We start from the raw sequence: 11,536 nt of genomic DNA, 5'->3' as shown, positions 1-11,536 counted from the left end.
CTGTCAGTAGAGGATCAATTTTTCCGTGTAGGTGGTGACTCATGGACTCCCAGCTTGATATCAAAACGTTAGTGTATTTATTTATTTTTGGAAATCTATTTATATTGCTGCTGATAACCAATTACCGGAGGAGCGCTCCTAAAGACAGGGCATCCACCTTATTCATACGCTCAAAGGCGGTGCAGCTGCTCTTCTGGTGTTCATTATTATTATGGGGTCATATCCCCCGCGCTTTATCCATTCCACTTAGCAACGCTTTGATTCTTTTAGGCTGCTGTCTGGAGATTATTGCTTTATTGCTGATGATGGGAATCCTTGGTCAGCGGATAAAGTTGTATTACATAACGCTTTCCATACTTAGTTCGATTACTTTTAGTATTGTTGCGATCTTCTTTCATCATTCCAGCTGGCGCATAGCCTGTACCTCATTATGGTCGATACTGTTTATTGTCTATCCAGCTTACCACCTCACGGTGAACCCCAAAGGCACCCCTCTTCAGAAGATACTCGGAATATTGTTTTACGCTTTTGCAGGGATTATGCTGCTCCGCGCGATTGTTGCATTGATCTGGGAGCCAGAGATGAACGTGTTCACAACTAATCTTTCGCAGTATTTATATTACCTGGGGATGTATTTATTGTTGATTGTGGGAGCCGCAGGCTTTATTCTACTTTCTAACGAGCATTCCTTTGTAAAACTGAAACGAATCGCTAGCTACGATGATCTGACTGGAATCCTTAACCGTGGAGCATTTCTTGAGGAAGCTGAGGTACGGCTTGAGAAGGCAGTTGCTGAGCAAGAGTACTTTTCGTTTATGCTGCTGGATTTGGATCATTTCAAAGAAATCAATGATACATACGGCCATGATACCGGCGATGTTGTTCTGGAAGAATTCGCATTGACGATTAAGGACAACCTCGAAAACAGCGATTTATTTGGCAGGCTGGGCGGCGAGGAATTTGCAGTTATCCTTTGCGGGCTGGATGAAGCTAGCTGTGACCGGAAAGCTGAAGTGTTACGAAAGGCAGTAATGAAGACGCCTACACAAAAACTTTTACAAGGCTATACAGTTAGTATAGGTGTAATTACAATCATACCGGATCAGGAGATTTGGATAAATAAGCTGTACAAGCTGAGCGATAAAGCGTTATACCAAGCCAAACAAGAAGGAAGAAACCGAGTGGTCAGATACAATTATATTTATTGAGCTTAGAGAATACAGGGGGTGAAATTCACTAACATGCATCTGGATCTCAAGACACTGCTGGTCTGCCTCTTTATGTGGCAATCCTTTACGGTATTGCTTATTGTCGTCTATCGTTTGCGTTACGCGCAGGAACGGACTTCTACCTTGTTTGTCACGGCAAAATATTTGCAGCTGGCAGCTTTAATTCTCCTTTTGCTGAATGATTTCACAGACTCACGACTTCCCATTCCAATCAGTATGCTGCTTGCTTTAGCTGGAGGTACGCTGGAAAGCTTAGCGCTTCTGATGCTTCTCAGAGTTTTTGGGAGTAGGATTGAACGATATTATACGATCCTGTTCGGAGTATCCATTGTCATCGTAGTGCTACTGCATATAATTATGCCAGATGAGCGGTTGGTTATGGCTGCAACTTGTCTATTTGGGATTATGATCATAGCGTTGCCAGCTTATATATTAGCTGTGAAGATTAGAGAGACCTCTCTCCAGCGAACCATAGGATTGTTGTACTTTGTTGTAATTTTAGCGCTGGTTAGCAAGGGACTTGAACCGTTTTATTCGATGTTAGGATGGAATGCTCAGACCTCTCACTGGCTGCAGATATTTTTTTATCTGGGGATTTATTTGCTTATGTTCTTAGGAACTGCAGGAATCATGCTGCTTTATAGGGAGGATTCCTTTACAGAATTGGAACGGGTGGCCACTTATGATGTGTTGACAGGTATTTTGAATCGCAGATCCTTTGTACAGCGCGCCCGGCCTTTAATAGCTGCCTCAGCAATGAAGAAGCTGCCGTATTCTTTTTTACTGCTGGATGTGGATCACTTTAAACGCATAAACGATACCTACGGCCACAATACCGGCGACCACGTTCTAAAAGATCTGGCTCATAAAATAAAACAGCAGCTTGGCAATGGTGATCTGTTCGGAAGATTCGGTGGTGAGGAGTTCACTGTGCTGCTGCATAGAGCCGATGAACAAAACAGTGATATGATTGCAGAGCGGATGCGCACAGCGGTTACAGGGGCGGTCATTCATGGTGTGCCCTTGCATTACACGATAAGTGTTGGCATCATCACGGTGGATTCAGGTGAACGATACGCATTGAACACTCTTTACAAACTTAGTGACACTGCATTGTATCAGGCTAAGAAAAAGGGCCGGAACTGTGTAGTTAGAAGCTATGACAACTAAAGTGTCTTCCTTTCGACATTAAGCGAGGGAGATGCTTTTTTTGTATGCAAAGAGGCGTAGTACATATTACCTAAAGATTACGATTTCTATCCATAGAGCAATTCATGATTATGTATGGCGTAAAAAAAGGGGTTTTAGTCTATATTTTAGAAAATGTGGCGTTTTATAAGGGTAAATCGTGATAGAATTTTGGAAACTCAGAAAAAAACTTAAAAAATTTTAGACTTCTCCTATAAATCGACAAAACTTTTAATTGAAATGAGTTACTATTGAACTGCATCTAAAGTTTCAGTTAGTAGATGGGGGTTTTTATTACAAAATACAAGGAGCCAGAGTCATGCGAGAAAGAATGCTGTTCCTATCAGCCCAGAATCAAAGCGCAGAGGATCTAGAAGGAGAAATGAGAACAGGGAGTATTCTCGAGATTTTGCTTGGGAAATTTGATATAGATTTGCTGACGTACGGCAGTGCCAACCAAACCGTGTCTATAAATGAGCGGACGGCACTTACGGTTCATAACATTAATGAAGATTATACGACCTGGAGGCCAATGCTGCGCCCCTTACATAAACTGCGGAATTTCTCGAACTTAAGTCATATAGATAAAGATATGAAGAACACTATTTTGGAGCTTTGCCGTTCCAATAATTATAAGCATGTATTTATATCGCATGTCCTATTGGGTAAATGCATTGATATGGTGCGGAACTTGCTTCCAGAAGCCAGTGTGATCACAGATACCTATAGTTTTGCAAACGGAAGCGGAGGATCTGCCGGAGAGGCAGGAAAGTTAAGCAGGAAGAATCCATATAATAAACTCAATGCCGCTTGGGATCGTAGGAATAAACGGCGATTAATGAATAAAACGGGTCTACTTTTAGCAACCTCGGAATGGGATGCACTAGCGTTCAAATCTCTATCATTTGCGGATGCCCGTAAGGTTCATGTTGTCCCCCATTTCATTAAGATGAATGAGTATGAGACTTTTGCAGAGCCTGTAACTAAAGAAAATTCAATTGTGCTGCACTGGAATATGAATATGAGACTGGGAATAGATGCAGCCCGAGTATTCTTTAAAAAAACCTATCCCATGATTAAGGAGCAAGTGCCCGATATCAAAAGTTATATTATCAGCTCAGAGGTTCACCCGGAGGTCATGACTTTGATTAAGGAAGATGAATCGGTCATAGTCACTGGATCAGTAAATTCCTCTACTGAATACATACGACGTTCTAAAGCTGTTCTGGTGCCCATCCTTGAAGGCTGCGAAGTTTCTAGAAATATACTGGAATCCTGGGCGCTTAAAACCCCGGTGGTTACTAGCTCAATCATGTGTGAGAAGCTGAATTGTGAGCATAACCGAAATATTTTGCTGGCTAATACCTCGGTTGAGGTTGTTGGAAGTGTACTGAATTTATTGAAAAATCCTGAGCTTGGTGCTATTATTGCGGATCGTGCGCATGAGACTTTGTTGAAGAATTACGAAATGAATCATGTTAAGAGTAAGATTCTTAGTCTTGTATAGAGGGTTGTCAGACATGCTGCTTGCCGCTCTGGACAACAAATAACCCGCGAGGACCATTAAAAGTCCTACGCGGGTTATTTGTTGACAGGATTTTAGAGTAAGTTGCGGCGCAGTTCTTCTGGTGATTTCGGAGACAACATTCCAAGTGGAATATCGAATACAGTACGCGCTCCACTTTGACCTTCTTGACTCATACGCTGAGCAGCTCTGGCATAAGCCACAAGCACACTAGCCGTAAATTCAGGATTGCTCTCCAGCTTCAGGCCAAATTCAACAATTTGTTTCGTGCCTTCTCCTGTTACCCCACTGCGAATAACAAACCCGCCGTGCGGAATACCGCTATGCTGAGCTGCCAGTTCTTCTTCAGTGATGAAAGTAACCGTAGTATCATAATCTGCAAAATAGTTCGGCATATTCACAATTTCTTCGCGAATGCGCTCTTGATCTGCACCAGCCTCAGCTACTACAAAACACTCTCTAAGATGTTTTTCACGAGTAGTAAGTTCTGGTGTTTCACCCGCACGGATGGCCTCGATAACCTCTTGTACTGGAACAGTATATTGTACGCCACCTTTAACGCCTTCTACTCTGCGAATGGCATCGGAGTGACCTTGGCTGACGCCTTTACCCCAGAAAGTATATTCTTTACCTTGTGGCAGAATAGCTTCAGCTAGCAGACGGTTCATGGAGAACAGGCCTGGATCCCAGCCCGTAGAAATTACGCTGAGTGTTCCGCCTTGTTTAGCTGCGGCATCAACGGTCGCAAAGAACTCAGGGATTTTGGCATGAGTGTCAAAGCTGTCCACGGTATTAAACATCCGGGCAATAGCTGGTGTCTGTTCTGGCAGATCGGTAGCCGATCCTCCGCACAGAATCATAACATCTACTTTTCCCTTATATTGTTCGACGGCAGAGATATGCTCGAATTTCACACCGGTTTCACCGGCTTCCAGTTGTCCAGGCTCTCTGCGCGTAAAGATCGCAACCAGCTCGATATCTTCACTTTGGTTAATAGCCTTACGTACACCTTTTCCTAAATTACCGTAGCCCACAATTGCTGCTTGAATTTTTTGTTTCAGAAAAAGCCCTCCTAAACTGTAATGAACTAAAATCCTATTTCTAGCTTAACTAGTATAGTGCACACTTTTAGCTCTTTTTATATAGTATATAAAAGTTACATGTAATGTAAACTGAATCCGTATAACTTTCATTATTCATTTGGCTATAAAAATAGCATATCTCTCTATTGTCTATCATATATTTCCATATAGATTAGATGAGGTGAGGTGTTACTGTTGAATAACGGAAGAATGACATTCCGATTTGACGTGAATAAGGACGAGCCTAAGCCAAAACCGCAGGTAGTGGAGCGCTGGTCCAGTGGCGGACTGGGTACAGCTGAAGAATATGCAGAGGAGTTGCGCAAGGAGGTCGGTCCAGCACAGCAGCATACTTGGGTGCAAGAACCTGATCTACGCTCTACGCGTGAGGCACCGCCGGAGGATGCTTACGACTATTACTCAGGAACTGTAGATCCACGCCAGCAAGAATGGGACGAACAGGATAGAGATTTCAGAAATACGCAGCAATCGTATCTGCTCTCAGATTTGGTACTAGATGACAGAGATAAATCAGCAGAGGTTTACACGGGAGGTTATGGGGGCTCATATCATACTCGTCGCCCATCGTATTGGTGGAAATTATCCCTGTCTGTGGTGGGGGCCATCGGCACAGGTCTACTGCTTGGGTATGCGGCGCTTTCCTTTTTTTATGGAGGAAACATGGATAGTAGTTCGGGAACCGGGATAACAGATACATTGGCTACTTCAGGGCAGACTTCCGGAGCTAATGATCCAGCAGGTGTAGGAACTTCGGGATTGCCGGTTACGGGCACAGATGATGCTGGCAAAAACAGTATTCCTGTTCAAGTGGCTGCCCAAAGCTACTACCTGCTGCAGTATGGCGTATTCAGTACGCCGGCAGGCGCGGAACAAGCTAGACAAGAGCTTTTGGACGCTGGCTTGGCTGCGGGCTTGGACCCTGCTGACGGAAATCGTGTATATGCCGGAATGTCCTCTGACCGTGAACAAGCTAAGCTGCTCAGCAGTGGACTGAAGAATCAAGGGATTGAGCTTTATGTAAGAGAGGTGGATCTTCCCGGAGTGGAACGATTAGGATTTGCCGGAAATGCGGAGGCTGTGAATAGTTATTTTGCGGTGAGTGGACAGTTGCTCAGTGAACTAAGCAGTCAATCCGCTTCTTTACTCAGTGGCGGACAAACGGATGCGGCAGCTAATACCTCAGCTGTGAGTGATCTTCATCTCCAATGGAGTGAAGCTGTTAAAGCTCTGGAGCAAGGCATAACGCCTGAAGCCAAAAGCATTTGCGCAGCGCTAGAGAAATCTATGAGCCAAGGAATTTCAGCACTGAGTGAATATAACAAGAACAAGGCGCAAGCCCTGCTTTGGGAAGTGCAGGAATCCATGCTGAGCTTCTTGACCAGCCAAAAACAGCTGCTGTCTGCTATGAATTGAATGCTTGGATTGCGGATTCAAAATAACAACAAGTCTCCGGGGAATTGGGGGCTTGTTGTTTTTTTCGGAGAGGGGTATCGTTCCGCAACTTTTAGGGCAAAAGGTGGTAAACATTACCGTAGGGGATTTTACGTTTGTATTGATCACCGTTTCACCGTATAATAATTAGGGTGTCAAAAAATGGCGAGGGAAGACTGAGATGAAGAAGAAAAATGTAGGAACACTGCTGTTATTTCTAATTCTAGGCTGGCTGGCTGGAGCCTGGATCGCCAAGCTGCTGCAGCCCGTAAAGGCTCTGTCTTTTCTAACAACATCGACTGTGCTCAAATGGTCTCCGCGAGCCGATTTAGACATCATAACCTATGACATCACTATTCATTTGAAATTGTGCATGCTTAGTCTCGCCGGTATTATTACAGCTGTATGGCTGTACCGCAGACTGTAACTCTCGTTACTGAGCAAGAAGGGACGTTTACAACGTGGACAACTCACCACTCATTATTCTAGCCTCAGGTTCACCGCGTCGACGTGAGCTGTTATCCTTACTGGGTTTACCCTTTGAGGTCATTACCAGCGAAGCTGATGAGAGCACACCGCCGGATTGGACGCCGGAGAGAATCGTGCGCAGTCTAGCTTTGCGAAAAGCAGAAGCCGTAGTAGCTACAGCCGGAGAGCGTAACGCAGTCATTATAGGAAGCGACACAATTGTTGTACTAGATAATACTGTGCTAGGCAAACCGGTGGACAAGCTGGACAGCAAAGCGATGCTTACCAGACTTCAGGGCCGAACTCATAAGGTATACACGGGTGTAGCCTGCCTCGGACTCCCGAATGGGAAGACTATAGTGGAGCACCGTGTTACTTCCGTAACGATGAGGGCAATGACTGAAGAGGAAATTGCTGCTTATATAGCTACGGGAGAGCCCGCTGATAAGGCTGGCTCTTATGCGATACAAGGGCTTGGGTCCATTTTGGTGGAACGAATTGAAGGCTGTTATTTCAATGTAGTCGGATTGCCTTTGTCGCTTCTTGGCGAAATGCTATCCGAGTTCGGTATAACTGTATTGAGCCGGTAGGAAGCCTGGGGAAAGAGGGATAGGGATGGAGTCGCAACCAATTATGCTGCGGGACCTCCCCCATGAAGAACGACCTAGAGAGCGCATGATGCATTATGGGGCGGAATCATTAAGTCAAGCGGAGTTGTTAGCCATTCTGCTGCGTACGGGAACACGCCGCGAGTCGGCTATTCATATTGCACAGCAGATGCTGGGGAAGATCGGTGGCCTGCGTGGGCTAGTTGACCTTAGCATCGAAGAACTGACCAAAATCAACGGTATCGGTCCTGCCAAGGCCGTACAACTAAAAGCAGGCATCGAACTGGGAAGGCGCCTTGCGAATTCCAGGTTCAATATGCCGGTCATTATCCGCTGTCCTGGGGACGCTGCTGAGATTCTGACTGAGCAATTGCGTTATTTGCAAAAGGAGCATTTTGTCTGTCTGTTTCTGAACACGAAGAATCATGTGATTGGACAAGAAACATTGTCCATGGGCAGCCTGAATGCTTCGATCGTTCATCCTCGTGAGGTATTCAGAGCAGCTATAAAATGCAGTAGCGCCTCTATTATATGCGCGCACAATCATCCTAGTGGTGATCCAACACCTAGTCCAGAAGATATTTCCCTAACTGCTAGATTGCTTCAGGCAGGTGAGATTATCGGAATAGATGTGCTGGACCATCTAATTATCGGAGATAGCAGTTTCGTAAGCTTGAAAGAAAAAGGACATATGTAATATAAATGTAGATTTACTTAGGAAAAGGAGAAATTAGCATGTTGGGTGGTTTCACAAAAGATTTAGGAATTGACTTGGGGACAGCGAATACGCTTGTCTACGTACGCGGTAAGGGTGTTGTTGTAAGAGAGCCTTCCGTTGTAGCCATTAACACTGATACTAAGACGATTGAAGCTGTGGGTGAATCCGCCAAAAAAATGATCGGTCGTACACCTGGAAATATCCGTGCGATCCGTCCGATGAAAGATGGCGTTATCGCTGATTTTGATACAACGGCTACGATGATTAAATATTTTATTCGTCAAGCACAGAAACAGCGTTCTATGTTCCAGCGTCACCCTAATGTAATGGTCTGCGTGCCATCTGGCATTACTGCTGTAGAGCAACGTGCGGTAGAAGATGCTACCAAACAAGCTGGAGCTCGTGAAGCTTACATTATCGAAGAGCCTTTTGCTGCTGCTATCGGCGCGGATCTGCCAGTATGGGAGCCTACAGGTAGTATGGTTGTAGATATCGGTGGAGGTACAACTGAAGTTGCTGTAATTTCGCTCGGCGGTATTGTTACTAGCCGTTCAGTGCGTGTTGCAGGTGATGAAGCGGATGAGTCCATCATTCAATACATCAAACGTCAATACAATCTGATGATCGGTGAACGTACTTCGGAGCAGCTCAAAATGGATGTTGGCTCTGCCCTTCCTCTTGAAAAGGCTGAAACCATGGAAATTCGCGGCCGTGATCTCGTAACAGGTCTGCCAAAAACACTTACAATTACTTCTGATGAAATCTGTGAAGCTTTGTCTGACACAGTGAATGCTATTATTGAAGCTGTTAAAGTAACGTTGGAAAAATGTCCGCCAGAGCTTGCAGCAGATATTATGGATCGTGGAATTGTTTTGACAGGTGGGGGAGCTTTGCTTCGCAACTTGGATAAGCTGCTTGCACGTGAGACGGGAATGCCGGTTATTGTTGCTGAGAATCCACTGGACTGTGTAGCTATTGGAACCGGTAAGGCACTTGAGAACATTCATTTGTTCAAGAGCCGCAGCGGATCCAGTCTTCGTTCGAAGAGATAAGATGATGTTCTACCACTTGTGTAAGTCAACCCCTGTTATGGGAGAAATACTGTTGTTAGAGGGTGTTGAAACTGTTTAAACTCTTAAGCAATAAACGTCTGTTTATTCTGTTGATTACACTGGTGCTGTTCATTGTGGTAATGGGCTTCAGCTTGGCAACAAGGAAAGGCTTGTCCTGGCCGGAGAACTTTCTCAGAGATTCGACTGGTTTCGTGCAAAAAATGTTCTACAAGCCCGCTGGATATGTAGCGGGCTTGTTTGAAGATATTGGAAATCTGAGTGATCTTGCTAAAGAAAATGAACAGCTTAAAATTATGGCTGCCCAGTATGCACGTGATAAAGCCCAGTATAATTTTATTAAAGTACAGAATGAAGACTTGGAAAAAAAATGGCAATTCACTAAAGAACAGAAGAATTTGTATAAGTATGAATATCGTATTGCGCAAGTAATTAGCCAGACTACAGAACCAAGCAACAGCACCATTGTAATTGATTTAGGCTCCAAAGATGGTGTCAGACCTAATATGTCTGTTATTTCAACCGATGGTCTGGTAGGTGTTATCAGTCAAGTTAGCAATTTCACTTCTACTGTGAAACTGATGACCATGATGGACACTAATGATCCTAATTCCCAGCCGCCTATTGCGGCAACTGCCTTTAATAAAGAGGGTAAGTCCTTTGGGATGATTGAGAGTTATAATCCAGAGACGAACAGACTGCTGATGACCAAGATTCCACCGGGTGATCCTATTGCAGCGGAGGATACTATTCTGTCTTCCGGTATTGGAGGCTTGTATCCAAGGGGGTTGACAATAGGCACAGTTGAAAGCGTCGATGTTGGTGAATTTGGATTAACCTCCACAGCAGTGATAAAGCCTTCAGCAGAATTTCAGGACTGGAAGCATTTGATTGTTGTGTTTACGGAGGAGCGTGCTGAATAGTGAATATGCGCAGATCAGTTCTTATTCTGATACTGTTCCTCTTATTTATTGTGGAGGGAACCATCTTACCTTGGCTGATTCCAGATGTGTGGCAGATGCGAATCATTCCGAATTTGGTTTTTGTAGTGTTATTGTTCGTGACTATATATCATCATCGGCATACAGCACTTATATTGGGATTATGTTTTGGAATGCTGCATGATGTCGTTTTTTACGGCAGAATTCTTGGAGCACACTCTTTTGCGATGGGATTGTCGGCTTATTTAATCGGCCTTTTATTTCAGATTCCACGTGCTCCGCTGCCCCTTATGATGACTGTGGTTCTGCTTGGAAGTCTACTTGGGGATAGTATACTATTTGGTATCTATAGTGTATTTAATCTTAATCAAGAACCTTATAGCTGGGCGATTTTGAATCACATGCTGCCGACGATGCTTTTTCATTTTGCCATCGGGCTACTCTTCTACATACCGGTTCGGCGCCAGCTTGAGCTAATCAAGAAAGAAACGAATAAGGAAGAAGCGGCTTAAAGAGCTTCTATTTTCTTTCTATACAAAGCAGGAATTTAAGGGGCCCGGCACGAATGAATGAGGATAGGGGGCCAGGCATATGACAGTAAAATCCAAGCATGTAAGGATTAAGGGCATCAAGGATGGCCTGATATTCCTGCTAGACGACAAATGTCCCTTTGAAGATCTTCTGAGCGAGCTTCGCTATAAGCTGGAGCACAGCCATCAAAATATTTTAACTGGACCGATTGTACATGTGGACATAAAGCTGGGCAATCGTACCGTAACTGAGGAAGACAAGGAAGCTGTGCTGGAGATTCTTAAGGGACAGGGAAATCTGTTGATTCGATCTATAGAGGCGCTTCCAGCGCCCGGCAGTGAGGATAATGACGCATTGTTTCTGATGAGCGGAATTCTACGTTCCGGTCAGGTGCTGCACCATAACGGAAATCTTCTATATCTGGGGGATGTGAACCCTGGGGGGACCATAACCTGTTCAGGCGATATTTATATACTAGGTTCGCTAAGAGGGATGGCGCATGCTGGAGTAGACGGGAATGAGGAAGCAATTATAGCTGCTTCTTTAATGTCTCCAACGCAGCTGCGAATTGCCGATATTATTAGTCGTCCGCCCGATGAATGGGAAACCCGAGAAAGCAGTATGGAATTTGCATATTTAACAAACGGAGCTATGCAGATCGATAAGATTCATAATTTGGTCAAATTACGTCAGGATTTAAATGTGTTTAAAGGGGTGTAGCCTC

At 44.5% G+C, this 11,536-nt stretch carries 12 protein-coding genes; 11 read left to right on the top strand and 1 reads right to left on the bottom strand.

Annotated features, from left to right (window positions below; translation table 11 throughout):
- Nucleotides 1–41 precede the first annotated feature (41 nt).
- From MHH50_RS24730 to MHH50_RS24720, 3 genes are all read left to right on the top strand, one after another.
- A complete protein-coding gene (locus MHH50_RS24730) occupies nt 42–1,208 on the top strand; it encodes a GGDEF domain-containing protein (protein ID WP_076129397.1) in 1,167 nt (388 codons plus the stop codon).
- Nucleotides 1,209–1,241: 33 nt separating this feature from the next.
- Nucleotides 1,242–2,399 carry a GGDEF domain-containing protein gene (locus MHH50_RS24725; protein WP_076309142.1) on the top strand — a complete coding sequence of 386 codons (1,158 nt, stop codon included), beginning with the start codon at nt 1,242–1,244 and terminating at the stop codon, nt 2,397–2,399.
- 337 nt (nt 2,400–2,736) lie between these two features.
- Complete coding sequence (locus MHH50_RS24720; protein WP_340033556.1) at nt 2,737–3,924, top strand: glycosyltransferase; 1,188 nt, start codon at nt 2,737–2,739, stop codon at nt 3,922–3,924.
- A 92-nt stretch (nt 3,925–4,016) separates the two neighbouring features.
- Here the strand turns inward: MHH50_RS24720 and MHH50_RS24715 are convergent, their stop codons facing one another.
- Nucleotides 4,017–5,003, bottom strand: coding sequence for a diaminopimelate dehydrogenase (locus MHH50_RS24715; RefSeq protein ID WP_038573038.1), 987 nt, complete (start codon nt 5,001–5,003; stop codon nt 4,017–4,019).
- Nucleotides 5,004–5,234: 231 nt separating this feature from the next.
- Between MHH50_RS24715 and MHH50_RS24710 the strand changes: the two genes are divergently transcribed.
- The 8 genes from MHH50_RS24710 to minC all read left to right on the top strand — a co-directional run bounded on the left by MHH50_RS24710 (nt 5,235) and on the right by minC (nt 11,532).
- The gene (locus tag MHH50_RS24710; RefSeq protein ID WP_143759995.1) at nt 5,235–6,458 is read left to right on the top strand and encodes an SPOR domain-containing protein; all 1,224 of its coding nucleotides are present in this window, start codon (nt 5,235–5,237) and stop codon (nt 6,456–6,458) included.
- Between the two features lie 199 nt (nt 6,459–6,657).
- Nucleotides 6,658–6,903, top strand: a complete 246-nt coding sequence (locus tag MHH50_RS24705; protein WP_036685144.1) for a DUF4321 domain-containing protein — start codon at nt 6,658–6,660, stop codon at nt 6,901–6,903.
- A 34-nt stretch (nt 6,904–6,937) separates the two neighbouring features.
- The gene (locus MHH50_RS24700) at nt 6,938–7,534 is read left to right on the top strand and encodes a Maf family protein (RefSeq protein ID WP_076186081.1); all 597 of its coding nucleotides are present in this window, start codon (nt 6,938–6,940) and stop codon (nt 7,532–7,534) included.
- A 25-nt stretch (nt 7,535–7,559) separates the two neighbouring features.
- Nucleotides 7,560–8,249, top strand: coding sequence for a DNA repair protein RadC (gene radC / locus MHH50_RS24695; RefSeq protein ID WP_036685147.1), 690 nt, complete (start codon nt 7,560–7,562; stop codon nt 8,247–8,249).
- A 38-nt stretch (nt 8,250–8,287) separates the two neighbouring features.
- Complete coding sequence (locus tag MHH50_RS24690; RefSeq protein ID WP_036685150.1) at nt 8,288–9,322, top strand: rod shape-determining protein; 1,035 nt, start codon at nt 8,288–8,290, stop codon at nt 9,320–9,322.
- Between the two features lie 62 nt (nt 9,323–9,384).
- Nucleotides 9,385–10,263: a rod shape-determining protein MreC gene (gene mreC, locus MHH50_RS24685; protein ID WP_076305453.1), complete on the top strand. Its 879-nt coding sequence runs from the start codon at nt 9,385–9,387 to the stop codon at nt 10,261–10,263.
- The gene (mreD, locus tag MHH50_RS24680; protein ID WP_081386380.1) at nt 10,263–10,793 is read left to right on the top strand and encodes a rod shape-determining protein MreD; all 531 of its coding nucleotides are present in this window, start codon (nt 10,263–10,265) and stop codon (nt 10,791–10,793) included. Before mreC ends, mreD begins: the two co-directional genes overlap by 1 nt.
- Before the next feature lie 79 nt (nt 10,794–10,872).
- Complete coding sequence (minC, locus tag MHH50_RS24675) at nt 10,873–11,532, top strand: septum site-determining protein MinC (RefSeq protein WP_036685154.1); 660 nt, start codon at nt 10,873–10,875, stop codon at nt 11,530–11,532.
- Nucleotides 11,533–11,536: the final 4 nt, after the last annotated feature.

The organism is Paenibacillus sp. FSL H3-0302, assembly GCF_037982245.1.
GTDB classification, from domain to species: Bacteria; Bacillota; Bacilli; order Paenibacillales; family Paenibacillaceae; genus Paenibacillus_AQ; species Paenibacillus_AQ odorifer.
The sequence above is the reverse complement of the archived record's forward strand: the minus strand, read 5'-3'. Positions and strand labels throughout refer to the sequence as shown.